Genomic DNA, 16,172 nt, shown 5'->3' with positions numbered 1-16,172 from the left:
ATGCCCACCATCCTCGTCATCGACGACAACCGCGCCGTCAGCACGGCGCTGGAAGTCCTGTTCTCGCTGCACGATATCGACACCCTGCATGCCGAGTCTCCGAAGGCCGGCCTGGCGCTGCTGCGCGAGCAGCCGGTCGACCTGGTCATCCAGGACATGAACTTCACCCAGGACACCACTTCCGGCGCGGAAGGCGAGCAGCTGTTCGCCGACATCCGCATGCAGTGGCCGGACATGCCGGTGATCCTGCTGACCGCGTGGACGCACCTCGAGGTCGCGGTGAACCTGGTGAAGGCCGGCGCGGCCGATTACATCGCCAAACCCTGGGACGACCGCAAGCTGCTGGCCACCGTCAACACGCTGCTGGAACTGGCGGAGGCGCGTAGCGAACTGGAACGCCGTCGCAGCCGCGAGCGCCGCGGCCGCGACCAGTTGTCGAGCAAGTACGACCTGCGCAACCTGGTGTTCGAGGATCCCGCCAGCGAACGCGTGGTCGCACTGGCCTGCCAGGTCGCGCGCTCCGACCTGCCGGTGCTGATCACCGGACCGAACGGCGCCGGCAAGGAGAAGATCGCCGAGATCATCCAGGCCAACTCCAGCGTCAAGGCTGGCGCCTTCGTCACCCTCAACTGCGGCGCGCTGCCGTCGGAACTGATCGAAGCCGAACTGTTCGGTGCCGACGCCGGCGCCTACACCGGCGCCAACAAGGCGCGCGAAGGCAAGTTCGAAGCGGCCGACGGCGGCACGCTGTTCCTCGACGAGATCGGCAACCTGCCGCTGACCGGCCAGATGAAGCTGTTGCGGGTGCTGGAGACCGGCCGCTTCGAGCGTCTCGGTTCCAACCGCGAGCGCCACGTCACCGTGCGCGTCATCAGCGCGACCAATGCCGACCTGCCGGCGATGATCCGCGACGGCACGTTCCGCGAAGATCTCTACTACCGCCTCAATGCGATCGAGCTTGCCCTGCCACCGCTGGCCGAGCGTCCCGGCGACATCCTGCCGCTGGCCGAGCGCTTCCGCCCCGCCGACAAGCCGCTGGGCGAAAGCGCGCGCGCCGCGTTGCTGCGCCACGCCTGGCCGGGCAACGTGCGCGAGCTGCGCAATGTCATCCAGCGCGCCGGCCTGCTGGCGATGGGCGAGCGCATCGAAGCGGCGGACCTCAACCTGCCCCGCCCTGCGCCGGTGCGCACCCCCGTCGTCGCGGAACCGGAGCGTGCCGACATCGAAACCGCCCTCGCCCGTGCCGGCGGTGTCATCGCGCAGGCCGCCGCCGATCTCGGCATGAGCCGGCAGGCGCTGTACCGCCGCATGGAACGCTTCGGCATCAAGGCGCCATGATCCGTCGCTCGCTCGCCGGCCGCGTGCTGTCCTGGCTGCTGCCGCTGCTGGCGCTGGCCGTGGTGCTGCCGGTCGTGCTGTCGCACTGGATCGGCGACGACGTGGTCGCGGTGCTTGTCTCCGCCATCGTGGTGCTGCCGCTGGCGATGTGGGCGATCCGGCGCGGCCTGCGCAGCACCTACTCGCTGTTCCGCGCCCTGGCCGGCAGCGTCAACAGCTACCGCGACGGCGAATACAACTTCGGCATCCACTGGCGCGGCAACGATGAGCTGGCGGAACTGGTGCAGGCGCATGCCTCGCTCGGCGATGTGCTGCGCGAGCAGCGGCTGAGCCTGGTGCAGCGCGAGTTGCTGCTCGACACCATGGTGCAGAACACGCCGGTCGCGATGCTGTTGATCGCGCCGGGGGGCGACGGCGTCCGGCGGGTGATCTTCGCCAACGTGGCCGCGCGCAAGCTGCTGCACAGCGGCTGGAAGCTGGAAGGCCAGGACTACGACGCCCTGATCGAGGCCTCGCCCGTCGAGATGCGCGAGGCGCTCGGCCGCAGCGGCGACAGCCTGTTCGCCATTGGCAGCGAGGAGGAAGACGGCGAGGAGCAGGTCTACCACCTCGCCCGCCGCCATTTCCGCCTCAACGGCCGTCCGCACGAGTTGCTGCTGCTGCGCCTGCTGACCAACGAGCTGCGGCGGCAGGAGGTGATGACGTGGAAGAAGGTCATCCGCGTGATCAGCCATGAGCTCAACAATTCGCTCGCGCCGGTGGCGTCGCTCGCGCATTCCGGTGCGGAGCTGGTGCGCCGCGGGCGTCATGAGCGGCTGGAAGAGGTGTTCGGCACCATCGAGGACCGTGCACGCCATCTGGAAGGCTTCATCCGCGGCTACGCCCGCTTCGCCAAGCTGCCTTCGCCTCAGTTGCAGACGGTGCACTGGCGCGCGTTCTTCGAGGGGCTGCAGCGGCAGATCGGCTTCGAGCTGGTGATGTCGGAAGCGGAGATCGATGGCCGCATCGACGTGCCGCAGTTGGAGCAGGCCGTCCTCAATCTGCTCAAGAACGCGCACGAAGCCGGCGGCAGCGCCGACGGTGTGTCGGTGAGGCTGACGCGGCTGCCCGACTGGCTTCGCATCGAGGTGATGGACCGCGGCACCGGCATGAACGACGCCGTGCTGCAGAACGCCCTGGTGCCGTTCTATTCCACCAAGCGCAACGGTACCGGCCTGGGCCTGGCACTGACCCGCGAGATCATCGAAGCGCACGGCGGCCGGTTGTCGCTGCACAACCGCGAAGGGGGCGGGCTGTGCGTGTCGATCCAGCTGCCCGAAAACTGATCTGTCCGAGGGCCGGACACAACATCCACTCGTCGGCGCTCGAAGCCGGACCCGCATGGCACCCACGCCCCCTCTCCCGCCGGGAGAGGGCAAGGGGTGAGGGCTGGCCGCCGCGATCCCGCTTCAACGGACGTTCGTCTGGATGCCCCACCCATGGCGGGCTTGAGCCCGCCCTACGTCACTTCGGCTTCTTCACCGGCCGCTGCCAGCCTTCGATGGTCACCTGACGGGCGCGTGCAACCGTCAGCTGGTCCGCAGGTGCATTCTTCGAGATCACCGAACCCGCGCCGATGGTCGCGCCGTCGGCCAGCGTCACCGGCGCGACCAGCGACGAGTTGGAACCGACGAACACGCGGTCGCCGATGGTCGTCGTGGACTTGTTCACGCCATCGTAGTTGCAGGTGATGGTGCCGGCGCCGATGTTGGTGCCGGTGCCGATCACCGTGTCGCCCAGATACGTCAGGTGGTTCGCCTTGCTGCCCACGCCGATCCTCGCGTTCTTGGTCTCGACGAAATTGCCGACATGCACGCCGTCGGCCAGCTGCGTGCCGGGACGCAGGCGCGCATACGGACCGATCAGGGCGGCCCCCTCGCTGACCACGCCGTCCAGATCGCAGTGCGCGCGCACCTGCGTGCCGGCGCCCAGCCTGACGTCCTTCAGCCGGCAGAACGGCCCGACGACCACGCCGTCGCCCAGCTCGACCTCACCTTCCAGTACGACGTCCACGTCGATCTGCACATCGCGGCCTACCTTCACGATGCCGCGCTGGTCGAAGCGCGCCGGGTCGATCAGGCGTGCGCCCTGCGTGCACAGCGCGCGCGCGGCGCGCAGCTGGTAGGCGCGTTCCAGCTGCGAGAGCTGCCACGGATCGTTCGCACCTTCGGCTTCGATCGGCTCGCCGACGAGCACCATTTCCGCCGGCGTGAATTCTTCGGCCGCCATCGCGAACACATCGGTGAGGTAGTACTCGCCCTGCACGTTGTCATTGGACAGCCGCGCCAGCCATCCTTTGAGCGCACTACTGTCGGCCGCGATGATCCCGGTATTGATGGTGCGGATGCGGCGCTGCTCTTCGTCCGCATCCTTGTGTTCGACGATCGCCGCTACCCGACCCGCTTCGTCGCGGACGATGCGGCCGTAACCGGTCGGGTCGGTCGGCTCCGCCACGAGCACCGCCAGGCGACCCGGCGCGTCGAGCAGTCGTTGCAGCGTCTCGCTGCGCGTCAGCGGCACGTCGCCGTACAGCACCAGCACGCGCGCGCCGTCGGGAATCTCCGGCATCGCCTGGGCGACCGCGTGACCCGTGCCGAGCTGCTGCGCCTGGTGCGCCCAGTGCAGCGCCGTCTGGTCGGCGAAGGCCGCCTGCACCTGGTCGCCACCATGGCCATAGACCACGTGGATGCCTGCCGGCGACAGGGCCGCTGCGGCTTCGATCACATGCGCCAGCATCGGCCGCCCGGCGATCGGCTGCAGCACCTTCGGCAGCGCGGACTTCATGCGCTTGCCTTCACCAGCGGCGAGGATGACGACGTGGAGTGGCTTCATGTGGACTTCCCTGATGAGTACGGTGGTGCGAAGACGTCGCATGGTAGCAATTCCCCTGTGGAACGCAGATCGTGGCGGCGTGGTGCCACCGCCCGCGCGGCCGCAGGTAACATGCGGTGATGACGCCTTCCCCGCCACGCCAGACGCTGGTCCGCCAGGGCAGCAGCTTCCTCGTCGTCGGACTGCTGCAACTGCTGCTGGACTGGATGGTGTTCGTCGGCGCGACGGCGCTGGGCGTACCCGCGGCACCGGGCAACATCGTCGGCCGCGTGGCCGGTGCGCTGCTCGGTTTCTGGCTCAACGGACGGGTGACGTTCGCCCACGACGGCCAGGCCCGACTGGGCTGGCGCCGGCTTGGCCGTTTCCTGGCGGTCTGGGTGCCCCTGACCGTGCTGAGCACACTGGCCGTGAGCGGGGTCGCCAGCGCACTGGGACTGCAGCTGGCCTGGCTGGCCAAGCCGCTGGTCGAAGGCCTGCTGGCCATCGTGGCGTTCTTCCTCTGGCGGCACGTGGTCTATCGCTGAGGACGGCGTAGCCTGCGCTATGCGCACGATGGGTTGCCCGGATCGTGGCGCGTTGAAGAGGTGAAGCGATGCCGGCGTCGCGCGGTCGTGCGCATGGCGCACGCTACGGAACGGCGACCCGGCATTGGTTGTGGTTTTTCGTGAAGCGGACGCCGGACACGAAAACGCCGGCGCGAGGCCGGCGTTCCGAGGGTGCGATGGCGAAGGAGCTCAGTGCTTGAGGTTCTTGCGCAGGCGCTCCAGTGCGCTGAGCTGGGCGATGCTCATGGCCAGCTGGGCCTGGGCTTCCTCGATGCTCATCTTCGGATCCTGCTTGGCGAGGATGCGCTCGGCTTCTTCCTTGGCCTTGCGGACCGAGGCTTCGTCGATGTCCTGCGCGCGGATCGCGGTATCGGCCAGCACGGTGACGACCTGCGGCTGCACTTCCAGGATGCCGCCGGAGATGGCGAAGTCCAGCTGTTCGCCGCTGGCCAGCGTCACCACCACCTTGCCCGGCTTCAGGCGGGTGATCAGCGGCGCGTGCTTCGGCGCGATGCCGAGTTCGCCCAGTTCGCCGGTGGCGACGACCAGGGTGGCTTCACCGTGGAAGATCTCCTGCTCGGCACTGACGATGTCGCAACGGATGGTGGTGGTCATGGGTCTGTCTGGCCTGTTCGTGCGGTAGGAGGAGTGAGTGGAGAGGAGTGAGAAGTGGGCGGAGTGGCTTTACTCACTCCTCACTTCTCTACTCTCGCTACTCGCCCTTACGCCTTCTCGGCGAGCTTCTTGGCCTTCTCGACCGCTTCTTCGATGCCGCCGACCATGTAGAACGCCTGCTCCGGCAGGTGGTCGTACTCGCCGTCGACGATCGCCTTGAAGCCGCGGATCGTGTCCTTCAGCGACACGTACTTGCCCGGCGAGCCGGTGAACACTTCCGCCACGTGGAACGGCTGGCTGAAGAAGCGCTCGATCTTGCGCGCGCGCGACACGGCCTGCTTGTCTTCTTCGGACAGCTCGTCCATGCCGAGGATGGCGATGATGTCCTTCAGTTCCTTGTACTTCTGCAGCGTCGACTGCACGCGGCGCGCGGTGTCGTAATGCTCGTGGCCGATGACGTTCGGGTCCAGCTGGCGGCTGGTCGAGTCGAGCGGATCCACCGCCGGGTAGATGCCCAGCGAGGCGATGTTGCGGCTCAGCACGACGGTCGCGTCCAAGTGGGCGAACGTGGTGGCCGGCGACGGGTCGGTCAGGTCGTCCGCGGGCACGTACACGGCCTGGATCGAGGTGATCGAACCGGTCTTGGTCGAGGTGATGCGCTCCTGCAGCACGCCCATTTCCTCGGCCAGCGTCGGCTGGTAACCCACGGCCGACGGCATGCGGCCCAGCAGCGCCGACACTTCGGTACCGGCCAACGTGTAGCGGTAGATGTTGTCGACGAACAGCAGCACGTCCTTGCCCTTGCCGGACGCGTCCTTCTCGTCGCGGAAGTACTCGGCCATGGTCAGGCCGGTCAGCGCGACCCGCAGGCGGTTGCCCGGCGGCTCGTTCATCTGGCCGTACACCATCGCCACCTTGTCGAGGACGTTGGAGTCCTTCATCTCGTGGTAGAAGTCGTTGCCCTCGCGGGTACGCTCGCCCACGCCGGCGAACACGGACAGACCCGAGTGCGCCTTGGCGATGTTGTTGATCAGTTCCATCATGTTGACTGTCTTGCCGACGCCGGCACCGCCGAACAGGCCGACCTTGCCGCCCTTGGCGAACGGGCACATCAGGTCGATGACCTTGATGCCGGTTTCCAGCAGATCGTTGGCCGAGGACTGGTCCTCGTACGACGGGGCCGAACGGTGGATTTCCCAGTGGTCCGACGCCTGCACCGGGCCGGCTTCGTCGATCGGGTTGCCCAGCACGTCCATGATGCGGCCCAGCGTGCCGGCGCCGACCGGCACCGAGATGGCCTTGTCGGTGTTCACGGCGATCAGGTTGCGCTTCAGGCCGTCGGTCGAGCCGAGGGCGATGGTACGCACCACGCCGTCGCCGAGCTGCTGCTGCACTTCGAGCGTGATGGCGGTGTTCTCCACCTTCAGCGCGTCGTACACCTTCGGCACTTCATTGCGCGCGAATTCGACGTCAACCACCGCACCGATGATCTGAACGATCTTGCCCTGACTCATGTTTGCTGCTCCGATTTAACTTGTTCGGTTGTGCGGCTGGGCCGCCCGTTGGTTTGTGCGGGATTCGAGATTGGAGATTCGGGATTCGCTGAAGCGCGCTGCGCTGCTTTTGCGAATCCCTAATCCCGAATGCCGAATCCCGGCTCTTACACTGCGGCCGCGCCGCCGACGATCTCGGAAATTTCCTGGGTGATCGCCGCCTGGCGGGCCTTGTTGTAGACCAGCTGCAGGGTGCCGATCAGCTTGTTGGCGTTGTCGCTGGCGGCCTTCATGGCCACCATGCGCGCCGCATGCTCGGACGCGATGTTCTCCAGCACGGCCTGGTACACCAGCGACTCGATGTAGCGCGTGATCACGTGGTCCAGCACGGTCTCGGCATCGGGTTCGTAGATGTAGTCCCAGTCGTGGTGCGCGACCTGCGTCTCCGACGCCGGCAGCGGCAGCAACTGGTCGAACGCGGCGCGCTGGGTCATGGTGTTGACGAAGTCGTTGTAGACGACGAACACGCGGTCCAGGTTGCCTTCGGTGTAGGCATCCAGCATCACCTTGATCACGCCGATCAGCTGGTCGAGCTTGGGGGCGTCGCCCAGGTGCGACACGCTGGCCAGCATGTTGACCTTGACCCGACGGAAGTACACCGAGGCCTTCTGGCCGATGGTGACCACGTCGACCTCGACGCCCTTCTCGTTCCACTGGCGGATCTCGCCCAGCATCTTGCGGAACAGGTTGTTGTTCAGGCCGCCGGCCAGGCCGCGGTCGGACGACACGATGATGAAGCCGACGCGCTTGACGTCCTTGCGCTCCACCATGAAGGGATGCTGGTAGTCGGTATTGGCCTGGGCCAGGTGGCCGATCACCTGCTTCATCGCCCGCGCGTATGGACGCGAGGTCTTCATGCGGTCCTGCGCCTTGCGGATCTTGGAGGCCGAGACCATCTCGAGCGCGCGCGTCACCTTGCGGGTGTTCTGCACGCTCTTGATCTTGGTTTTGATTTCGCGTCCGCCTGCCATCTTCTACTCGCTTCGCTCGCGGTGATTCGTGATTGGTGATTCGTGACTGGAGGGCTCGGTGGTGCGGCGCTTGCTTTGCCGCATCACCCATCCCGAATCACGAATCCCGGCTTACCAGGTACCGGTCTGCTTGAACTCGGCGATGCCCTTCTTGAAGGCGCCTTCGATCTCGTCGTTCCAGTTGCCGGTGCTGTTGACCGTGTCGACCAGCGCGCCCTGGGTGTTGGTGAAGTGCGCGTGCAGCGCGTCTTCGAACGCCAGGATCTTGCCGACCGGCACGTCGTCCAGGTAACCCTCGTTGACGGCGTAGATGGACAGCGCCTGCAGGGCGATGGACATCGGCGCGTACTGCTTCTGCTTCATCAGCTCGGTGACGCGCTGGCCGCGCTCGAGCTGCTTGCGGGTGGCTTCGTCCAGGTCCGAGGCGAACTGCGCGAACGCGGCCAGCTCACGGTACTGGGCGAGCGAGATGCGGATGCCGCCCGACAGCTTCTTGATGATCTTGGTCTGCGCGGCGCCACCGACGCGCGACACCGAGATGCCGGCGTTCACGGCCGGGCGGATGCCGGCGTTGAACAGGTCGGTTTCCAGGAAGATCTGGCCGTCGGTGATCGAGATCACGTTGGTCGGCACGAACGCAGACACGTCGCCGGCCTGCGTTTCGATGATCGGCAGCGCCGTCAGCGAACCGGTCTTGCCGGTGACCTTGCCTTCGGTGAACTTCTCCACGTACTCCTCGGAGACGCGGGCGGCGCGCTCGAGCAGGCGGGAGTGCAGGTAGAACACGTCGCCCGGATAGGCTTCGCGGCCCGGCGGACGCTTCAGCAGCAGCGAGATCTGGCGGTAGGCCACGGCCTGCTTGGACAGGTCGTCGTACACGATCAGGGCGTCCTGGCCGCGGTCCATGAAGTACTCGCCCATGGTGCAGCCGGAGTAGGCGCTGATGTACTGCATCGCGGCCGACTCGGAGGCGGTGGCGGCGACGACCACGGTGTGGGCCAGCGCGCCGTTCTCTTCCAGCTTGCGCACGATGTTGGCCACGGTCGAGGCCTTTTGGCCGATCGCCACGTACACGCACTTGATGCCGGTGCCCTTCTGGTTGATCACGGCGTCGATGGCCATCGCGGTCTTGCCGGTCTGGCGGTCGCCGATGATCAGCTCGCGCTGGCCGCGGCCGATCGGGATCATCGCGTCGACCGACTTGTAACCGGTCTGCACCGGCTGGTCGACCGACTTGCGCCAGATCACGCCCGGGGCCACGCGCTCCACCGGCGCGGTCAGCGAGGTGCCCAGCGGGCCCTTGCCGTCGATCGGCTCGCCCAGCGCGTTGACCACGCGGCCGAGCATTTCCGGACCGACCGGCACTTCCAGGATGCGGCCGGTGGTCTTGGCCACGTCGCCTTCGCGCAGGTGCTCGTAGTCGCCCAGGACCACCGCGCCCACCGAATCGCGCTCCAGGTTCAGCGCCAACGCATAGGTGTTGTTCGGCAGCTCGATCATTTCGCCCTGCATCACGTCGGCCAGGCCGAAGATGCGCACGATGCCGTCGGACACGGAGGTGACCGTGCCTTCATTGCGCGACTCCGCGGCCAGCTTGACCTTCTCGATACGGGTCTTGATCAGGTCGCTGATTTCAGAGGGGTTGAGCGTGGTTGCCATGGGTAAGTCCTGTGTGCCGGCTCGCGCGCGGCGGTTCAATGGGAATTCAGTGCGTCAGCGCCGACTGCAGGCGCGCCAGCTTGCCCTTCAGGGAGCCGTCGATCACCACGCTGCCGGCATCGATCACGGCGCCGCCGATCAGCGATGCGTCGACCGCCGTTTCGACCTCGACCTCGCGGCCGAAGCGCTTCTTCAACGCCGCCTTGATCACGTCCAGCTCGCCGGCCGACAGCGTCGTGGCGGAGGTGACCTTCGCCTTGACGATGTGTTCGGCTTCGGCACGCAGCTCTTCGAACAGGCCGGCGATCTCCGGCAACTGCGGCAGGCGGCGTGCATCGGCGAGGATGGCGAGGAAACGGGTGAACGTCTCGCTCGCTCCGTCCTGCGCCAACAGCGTCACCGCCTCGGCGGGCAGCAGCTGCGGGTTGGGCAGCAGCGCGGCCACGCGCGGATCCGCCGCGACATGCGCGGCGAAATCCAGCGCCTGCGACCAGGCAGCGAGGTTGCCTTCGTCACGCGCCATCGAAAAGGCAGCGCGGGCGTAGGGGCGGGCGACGGTAAGGGCCTGGCTCATCGATCAGATCGTCCGGATCAGATTTCGGCGGCGAGTTCGTCGAGCAGCGCCTTGTGGGCGTTGGCGTCGATCTCGCGCTTCAACAGCTTCTCGGCACCGCTGACGGCCAGTGCGGACACCTGCTTGCGCAGGTCCTCGCGGGCACGCGTGGTGGCGGCGTCGATCTCCGCTTCGGCCAGCGCCTTCTGGCGGTTGGCTTCGGCGATCGCGTCGTTCTTGGCCGCATCGACGATCTGGTTGGCGCGCGCGTGGGCCTGGTCGATGATCTCGTTGGCCTTGACGCGGGCTTCCTTCAACGCCTCGTTGACCTTTTCCTGGGCCTGCGCCAGATCCTTCTGGCTGCGGTCGGCAGCGGCCAGGCCTTCGGCGATCTTCTGCTGGCGCTCTTCAATGGCAGCCAGCAGCGGCGGCCAGATTTTGGTCGCAATGATCCAGATCAGGCCGGCGAAGGCCAGCGCCTGGGCGAACAGAGTGAGATTGATATTCATCGTAAACCTGCCGGTGATGAAGGGCCTGCGCACATCGCGCCGGCCCAGCTACGCCTGGTGACTGACCGCGGGCCGAGACCCGGGGTCAGGCGTGCACGCGACGGATCAGCCCGCCAGCTTGGCCAGCTGTTCGGTGAAGATCGTGATGAACGGGCTGGCGAAGGCGAACAGCAGGCCGACGGCGACCGAGATGATGAACGCGGCGTCGATCAGGCCGGCGGTGATGAACATGCGCACCTGCAGGACCGGGATCAGTTCCGGCTGGCGGGCAGCCGATTCCAGGAACTTGCCGGCCATGATGGCCAGACCCAGACCGGCGCCCAGCGCGGCCAGGCCGATCATGATGCCGATGGCGAGGGCGGTCGAAGCCTGGACCTGGGCGAGGTTGGTGAGGATGCTTTCCATGGTGATCTCCGGAACTTAATTGCTTGAAGGTGGATGGTACGAAGGGAACGGTGAAGCGGAAACGTTAGTGGCTGTCTTCGGACAAGCTGAGGTAGACGATCGACAGCATCATGAAGATGAACGCCTGCAGCGGGATGACCAGCAGGTGGAACAGCATCCACCCCAGGCCGAACGTCGCACCGCCGAGCATGCCGAGGATGCCGGCGCCGCCCAGCACCCAAATCAGCAGGAAGACGATCTCGCCGCCGAACATGTTGCCGAACAGTCGCATCGCCAGTGAGATGGGCTTGCTGACCCATTCGACGATGTTGAGGATCAGGTTGAACGGCATCATCCACTTGCCGAACGGCGCCGTCAGGAATTCGTGCGCGAAGCCGCCCAGGCCCTTCGAGCGGAAGGCGAACACCAGCATCAGGAAGAACACGCTGATCGACATGCCCAGGGTAGCGTTGACGTCGGCGGTCGGGACCGGCTTCCAGTAGTGCACGCCCATCAGTTCGAGCGGCTTGGCGATGAAGTCGGCCGGGATCATCTTCAGCAGGTTCATCATCAGGATCCAGAAGAAGATGGTGATCGCGATGGGCGTCACCAGCTTGCTGGTCCCGTGGTAGGTGTCGCGGGCCTGCTTGTCGACGAACTCGAGCATGATCTCGACGAACGCCTGCCACTTGCCCGGCACGCCGGCGGTGGCCTTGCGCGTGGCCATCCAGAAGGCGAACACGATGACCAGACCCATCAGCACGGCGGTCACTAAGGTGTCGACGTTGATCGTCCAGAACGGACCGTCACCGCCCACCTGGGCCGTGAGGTTCTTCAGGTGGTGCTGGATGTAGCTGGTGGGAGTAAGAGCCTCGCCCGCCATGAGTCGGAAACCTTTCTAGTTGGGTTATCGCTGCTTGCCGGTCGCGACCAGCACCTGTGCCACCAGTCCGGTGATCACGCCTGCCAGCAGAGGCAGCGGAGGCAGCTTGTACAGCCCCGCGCCAACGACCAGCACACCGATCACCACGACCCACTTAACCACCATCCCCGCGACCAGCCTCAGCACCGCCGAAACGGCCCCGAGCACGCCACCGCCGAAGGCCATCCAGGCCGCCAGCAGAGCGCCTACCACGATCGCCAGGCCGCCGGTGGCCGCCGCGACCGCCTGGGGCATGCCCCAAAGCAGGAACAGCAGCGCGACCAGCAGTACCGCTGCCGTCTGCCAGACGGCGGCGCGCAACACCAGCCGCCGGCCCGTAGCGACGGAATTCAGCACACGAAAGCCCTACGGAATTGGCGGGGTACAAGGCGGTAAAGCGCCTCGCCGAGCCGCAAAAGTATAGCAGCGGGACAATTTCCGGGACAACCGCCAAAGGTCAAAAACCGGGCTTTTGGCCGAGATAGGGCCGCAGCCCTTGCCCCGCCTGCGTGTAACCGTTTCCCCTGTTCAGAATTTTCCCGGGAATTTTCTGGAACTTTGATGGACACTGCCTGTCAGTCGTTGCAGGGCCTGCCGCTCAACTTCCTCGTCCGATGCTCCGTTGCAGGCCTTTCACGAAGCCCCGGCTGCCCCCGGGGCTTCACCTTTTGCGGGATCGGCAGGCGCGAATTCCGCGCTTCGTCGGCAGTGTCGTTCATCCAATTCACCCGATGACGACCGGGGAGCCATGAAGGTAGTGCTCCCCCTCGACGCATGGAGCGCCCATGTCCCGCCCCCGCAACACCCCCTCCTTCGTATCCCTCCTCGCCTGCCTGCCGCTGGCGTGCGCCACGACCGCTGCCGCTGCACAGGACTTCGCCGACGACGCCCGCTTCGAGATCCGGCTGTCGGCTTTCAATCCCGAGGCCAACATCCGCTTTGACGGCACCGGCGTCGCCACCGACGGCGAGCGCTCGGAGGACCTGGCGGCGGCGGGCAGCATCGATTCGGATGGCCGTTGGCGGCCACGCGGCGAGCTCGCCTTCCACATGTCGCCCCGGCAATCGCTGCGCCTGAACTACTACGATTACCGGCGCGACCAGTCCTGGAACTTCGACGGCGACTGGGTCGACCCGGGCAACATCTTCGATGAGGTCGAGATTCCCGGCGAACCGGTGGAAATCCCCGCCATCGACATCGATGGTCGCCTCAGCTTCGAGCTGGCCAGCCTCAACTACGAGTTCGCCGTGGTCGATGCTCCGCGGTTCCAGTGGGCGCTTGGCGCCGGCGTCACCCATGCGACGCTGGAAGCCCGGGGTACCGGCACGAGCACGGGCACCGGTGAGGTCGACCCGCAATGGGAGTCTTTCAGCTGGAAGAAGGACGGCACCTCACCCAACCTGCACACGCGGGTCAGCTGGGCGCCGACCGAGCGCCTTCGCGTGGAGGCACAGGCCCAGTACCTGGATACGCGCTGGGGCGACTTCATCGACGAGCGCGGCCATTTCGAGCGCGGCGGCCTGCTGGTCGAATATCTGGTGACCGAGCGCCTGGGCATTCACGTGGGCTATGACTGGTTCCGCCTGAAGCTCAGCAACGACTATCGCGGCTCGTTCGAGGCTCCGCCGGAAACCGGCGTCGGCACGGTCGATGTCGCCGGCAAACTCACCGGAGAGTTCAAGGTCCATGGGCCGATGGCCGGCGTGACCTTCCGGTTCTGAGCAGGCTGATCGATAGTCACTGCTTATCGGTTCCAGCAGAACGTTTCATTGGACGACACGTGCGGGGCGCCCATACTTGAGACCAGTTCTCATCTGGAGCCCCGCCGTGAACAAGACCCTGAGCTTCGCGATCCTGCATTTCGCGGTGGCCTTCACCCTGGGCTACCTGTTCACCGGCAGCCTGCTGGTGGGTGGCGCGCTGGCCCTGATCGAACCGGCGTGCAACACCGTGGTGTTCCACTTCCACGAGAAGGTGTGGAAGCGGATCGAGGCGCGCCGCGCGATGCGGGCCGCCCCTTTGCCGGCCTGAGCCGGGCACCCATGAAAAAGGCCACGCATCCGCGTGGCCTCTTTCTTTCCGGGCGTCCGGAGGGACTTACTTCTTCTTCGGGATGTACAGGTCGGTGATCGTGCCTTCGTAGACCTCCGCCGCCATCGCCACCGACTCGCTGAGCGTGGGGTGCGGATGGATGGTCGCGCCGATGTCGCCCGCTTCCGCGCCCATCTCGATGGCCAGCGCCAGTTCGGCGATCAGGTCGCCGGCGTGCACGCCGACGATGCCGGCACCGATGATGCGATGGGTGTGCTCGTCGAAGATCAGCTTGGTCGAGCCTTCGCCGCGGCCGATGCCGACCGCGCGCGCCGACGCCACCCACGGGAACTTGCCGACGCCGATCTTCAGGCCCTTGGCCTTGGCTTCGGTTTCGGTCACGCCGACCCAGGCGATTTCCGGGTCGGTGTAGGCCACGGACGGAATGACGCGCGCCACCCACTCCTTTTTCTCGCCGGCGGCCACTTCCGCGGCCAGCTTGCCTTCGTGCGTGGCCTTGTGCGCCAGCATCGGCTGGCCGACCAGGTCGCCGATGGCGAAGATGTGCGGCACGTTGGTGCGCATCTGCGCATCCACCGGGATGAAGCCACGGTCGGTGACGCTGACGCCAGCCTTGTCGGCATCGAGCTTGCCGCCGTTGGGCGAACGACCCACGGCGACCAGCACGCGGTCCCAGGTGCCCGATTCCAGCTCCGGCTTCTGGCCTTCGGTGGCGCTCTCGAAGTGGACGGTGATGCCCTTCTTCGAGGCCTCGACCTTGGCGGCCTTGGTCTTCAGCTGGATGATCACGCCCTGCTTCTTCAGGCGGTCGGCCAGCGGCTTCACCAGGTCCTTATCCGCGCCCGGCATCAGCTGGTCCATGAACTCGACCACGGTCACTTCGGCGCCCAGCGCGCGGTAGACGGTCGCCATTTCCAGGCCGATGATGCCGCCGCCGACCACGAGCAGCTTCTTCGGCACCTCGGCCAGCTGCAGCGCATCGGTGGAATCCATCACGCGCGGGTCGTCCCACGGGAAGTTGGGCAGCTTCACCGCCTGCGAACCGGCGGCGATGATGCACTGCTCGAAGCGCAGCAGCTGCGTCTTACCGTCGCTGCCGACGATCTCCAGCTCGTTGGGCGACACGAACTTCGCCACGCCGGTCACGGTGCGCACCTTGCGCTGCTTGGCCATGCCGGCCAGGCCCTTGGTGAACTGGCCGACCACCTTGTCCTGCTTGAAGCCGCGCAGCTTGTCGAGGTCGATCTTGGGCTTGCCGAAGCTGATGCCGATATCGTCCGAGTGCGAGGCCTCGTCGATCAGCGCGGCCGCATGCAGGAGCGCCTTCGACGGAATGCAGCCCACGTTGAGGCAGACGCCACCGAGCGCTTCGTAACGCTCGATCAACACGGTGTCGAGCCCGAGGTCGGCGGCGCGGAATGCGGCGGTGTAGCCGCCCGGGCCGGAACCGATCACCACGATGCGGCACTCGATGTCTGCGGTCTTGCCGGTGCCCAGCGCCGGCTTCGGTGCCGAGGTCGCCGGTGCGGCGGGCGCGGCCGGCGACGGCGTCACCGGGGCGGGCTTGGCGGGCGCCGATGCGGCGGCGCCCTCGCCTTCGATGATCGCCACCAGGCTGCCTTCGGCGAGTTCATCGCCGAGCTTGACCTTGATCTCCTTGATGACGCCGGCGGCCGGCGACGGCACTTCCATCGTCGCCTTGTCCGATTCCAGCGTCACCAGGCCCTGGTCCTTCTTCACCGTGTCGCCCACGGCGACCAGGATCTCGATGACCGGCACGCCGTCGTAGTCGCCAATGTCGGGCACCTTGGCTTCGATCAGGCCACCACCGGCGGACGGGGCCGACGCGGCGGCCGGCGCCACTGCGACAGGTGCCGGGGCAGCGGCGGGCGTCGGCGCAGGCGCAGCGGGAGCCGCGGGGGCGGCCGGTTCTGGCGCGGAGGCCGCAGCGCCCTCGGCTTCCAGCACCGCCACCACGCTGCCTTCCGACAGCGCATCGCCGAGCTTGACCTTGAGCTCCTTCACCACGCCGGCGGCCGAAGACGGCACCTCCAGCGTCGCCTTGTCCGACTCCAGCGTCACCAGGCCCTGGTCTTTCTTCACCGTGTCGCCGACGGCGACCAGGATTTCGATGACCGGCACATCGCTGTAATCGCCGATGTCGGGGACTTTGACTTCAATCGTGTTCGCCATGGTCTCG

15 protein-coding genes and 1 pseudogene are annotated in these 16,172 nt (G+C 66.5%); 5 read left to right on the top strand and 11 right to left on the bottom strand.

The features are described 5' to 3' along the window. Together ASD77_RS07440 and ASD77_RS07435 are read left to right on the top strand one after the other, a co-directional pair. Positions 1-1,338 (top strand): sigma-54 dependent transcriptional regulator, encoded by a 1,338-nt coding sequence (locus tag ASD77_RS07440; protein ID WP_055939520.1) that lies wholly within the window; start codon positions 1-3, stop codon positions 1,336-1,338. After that, positions 1,263-2,663, top strand: a pseudogene (locus ASD77_RS07435) (HAMP domain-containing sensor histidine kinase); the annotation flags it as partial. The gene ASD77_RS07440 and the pseudogene ASD77_RS07435, both read left to right, overlap by 76 nt. Before the next feature lie 178 nt (positions 2,664-2,841). On the opposite strand, the gene glmU reads toward ASD77_RS07435, so the two are convergent. Then, entirely contained in the window at positions 2,842-4,209 is a 1,368-nt protein-coding gene (glmU, locus tag ASD77_RS07430; RefSeq protein WP_055939513.1) for a bifunctional UDP-N-acetylglucosamine diphosphorylase/glucosamine-1-phosphate N-acetyltransferase GlmU, read from the bottom strand. A 119-nt stretch (positions 4,210-4,328) separates the two neighbouring features. Here glmU and ASD77_RS07425 point away from each other — a divergent pair, with 119 nt between their 5' ends. Then, positions 4,329-4,733: a GtrA family protein gene (locus ASD77_RS07425; RefSeq protein ID WP_055939511.1), complete on the top strand. Its 405-nt coding sequence runs from the start codon at positions 4,329-4,331 to the stop codon at positions 4,731-4,733. 210 nt (positions 4,734-4,943) lie between these two features. Here ASD77_RS07425 and ASD77_RS07420 read toward each other — a convergent pair whose 3' ends face one another. From ASD77_RS07420 to ASD77_RS07380, 9 genes are all read right to left on the bottom strand, one after another. After that, a complete protein-coding gene (locus ASD77_RS07420; RefSeq protein WP_055939508.1) occupies positions 4,944-5,369 on the bottom strand; it encodes a F0F1 ATP synthase subunit epsilon in 426 nt (141 codons plus the stop codon). Between the two features lie 107 nt (positions 5,370-5,476). Then, entirely contained in the window at positions 5,477-6,883 is a 1,407-nt protein-coding gene (gene atpD, locus ASD77_RS07415; protein ID WP_055939504.1) for a F0F1 ATP synthase subunit beta, read from the bottom strand. A gap of 146 nt (positions 6,884-7,029) precedes the next feature. Further along, a complete protein-coding gene (gene atpG, locus ASD77_RS07410) occupies positions 7,030-7,893 on the bottom strand; it encodes a F0F1 ATP synthase subunit gamma (protein ID WP_055939501.1) in 864 nt (287 codons plus the stop codon). A gap of 111 nt (positions 7,894-8,004) precedes the next feature. Next, positions 8,005-9,552, bottom strand: a complete 1,548-nt coding sequence (gene atpA / locus ASD77_RS07405; RefSeq protein WP_055939499.1) for a F0F1 ATP synthase subunit alpha — start codon at positions 9,550-9,552, stop codon at positions 8,005-8,007. Positions 9,553-9,598: 46 nt separating this feature from the next. Next, positions 9,599-10,126, bottom strand: coding sequence for a F0F1 ATP synthase subunit delta (locus tag ASD77_RS07400; RefSeq protein WP_055939496.1), 528 nt, complete (start codon positions 10,124-10,126; stop codon positions 9,599-9,601). A gap of 17 nt (positions 10,127-10,143) precedes the next feature. Beyond that, complete coding sequence (locus ASD77_RS07395; RefSeq protein WP_055939493.1) at positions 10,144-10,614, bottom strand: F0F1 ATP synthase subunit B; 471 nt, start codon at positions 10,612-10,614, stop codon at positions 10,144-10,146. Positions 10,615-10,719: 105 nt separating this feature from the next. Continuing rightward, a complete protein-coding gene (atpE, locus tag ASD77_RS07390; RefSeq protein ID WP_055939490.1) occupies positions 10,720-11,019 on the bottom strand; it encodes a F0F1 ATP synthase subunit C in 300 nt (99 codons plus the stop codon). A gap of 64 nt (positions 11,020-11,083) precedes the next feature. Next, entirely contained in the window at positions 11,084-11,881 is a 798-nt protein-coding gene (gene atpB, locus ASD77_RS07385; protein WP_055939486.1) for a F0F1 ATP synthase subunit A, read from the bottom strand. A gap of 24 nt (positions 11,882-11,905) precedes the next feature. Beyond that, entirely contained in the window at positions 11,906-12,277 is a 372-nt protein-coding gene (locus ASD77_RS07380) for a hypothetical protein (protein ID WP_055939483.1), read from the bottom strand. Between the two features lie 428 nt (positions 12,278-12,705). On the opposite strand from ASD77_RS07380, the gene ASD77_RS07375 reads away from it, so the two are divergent. Both ASD77_RS07375 and ASD77_RS07370 read left to right on the top strand, forming a co-directional pair. Then, positions 12,706-13,641 carry a hypothetical protein gene (locus ASD77_RS07375; protein WP_055939480.1) on the top strand — a complete coding sequence of 312 codons (936 nt, stop codon included), beginning with the start codon at positions 12,706-12,708 and terminating at the stop codon, positions 13,639-13,641. Between the two features lie 106 nt (positions 13,642-13,747). Next, a complete protein-coding gene (locus tag ASD77_RS07370; protein WP_055939478.1) occupies positions 13,748-13,951 on the top strand; it encodes a DUF2061 domain-containing protein in 204 nt (67 codons plus the stop codon). Between the two features lie 66 nt (positions 13,952-14,017). Here the strand turns inward: ASD77_RS07370 and lpdA are convergent, their stop codons facing one another. After that, positions 14,018-16,165, bottom strand: coding sequence for a dihydrolipoyl dehydrogenase (gene lpdA, locus ASD77_RS07365; protein WP_082563168.1), 2,148 nt, complete (start codon positions 16,163-16,165; stop codon positions 14,018-14,020). Positions 16,166-16,172: the final 7 nt, after the last annotated feature.

Source organism: Pseudoxanthomonas sp. Root65, from assembly GCF_001427635.1.
In the GTDB taxonomy this organism is placed as follows: domain Bacteria; phylum Pseudomonadota; class Gammaproteobacteria; order Xanthomonadales; family Xanthomonadaceae; genus Pseudoxanthomonas_A.
The sequence above is the reverse complement of the archived record's forward strand: the minus strand, read 5'-3'. Positions and strand labels throughout refer to the sequence as shown.

Bases quoted from the DNA above. Each gene is read 5' to 3' on its own strand.
- ASD77_RS07440 (WP_055939520.1), top strand. From the start codon at position 1: ATGCCCACCATCCTCGTCATCGACGACAACCGCGCCGTCAGCACGGCG.
- glmU (WP_055939513.1), bottom strand. From the start codon at position 4,209: ATGAAGCCACTCCACGTCGTCATCCTCGCCGCTGGTGAAGGCAAGCGC.
- ASD77_RS07425 (WP_055939511.1), top strand. From the start codon at position 4,329: ATGACGCCTTCCCCGCCACGCCAGACGCTGGTCCGCCAGGGCAGCAGC.
- ASD77_RS07420 (WP_055939508.1), bottom strand. From the start codon at position 5,369: ATGACCACCACCATCCGTTGCGACATCGTCAGTGCCGAGCAGGAGATC.
- atpD (WP_055939504.1), bottom strand. From the start codon at position 6,883: ATGAGTCAGGGCAAGATCGTTCAGATCATCGGTGCGGTGGTTGACGTC.
- atpG (WP_055939501.1), bottom strand. From the start codon at position 7,893: ATGGCAGGCGGACGCGAAATCAAAACCAAGATCAAGAGCGTGCAGAAC.
- atpA (WP_055939499.1), bottom strand. From the start codon at position 9,552: ATGGCAACCACGCTCAACCCCTCTGAAATCAGCGACCTGATCAAGACC.
- ASD77_RS07400 (WP_055939496.1), bottom strand. From the start codon at position 10,126: ATGAGCCAGGCCCTTACCGTCGCCCGCCCCTACGCCCGCGCTGCCTTT.
- ASD77_RS07395 (WP_055939493.1), bottom strand. From the start codon at position 10,614: ATGAATATCAATCTCACTCTGTTCGCCCAGGCGCTGGCCTTCGCCGGC.
- atpE (WP_055939490.1), bottom strand. From the start codon at position 11,019: ATGGAAAGCATCCTCACCAACCTCGCCCAGGTCCAGGCTTCGACCGCC.
- atpB (WP_055939486.1), bottom strand. From the start codon at position 11,881: ATGGCGGGCGAGGCTCTTACTCCCACCAGCTACATCCAGCACCACCTG.
- ASD77_RS07375 (WP_055939480.1), top strand. From the start codon at position 12,706: ATGTCCCGCCCCCGCAACACCCCCTCCTTCGTATCCCTCCTCGCCTGC.
- lpdA (WP_082563168.1), bottom strand. From the start codon at position 16,165: ATGGCGAACACGATTGAAGTCAAAGTCCCCGACATCGGCGATTACAGC.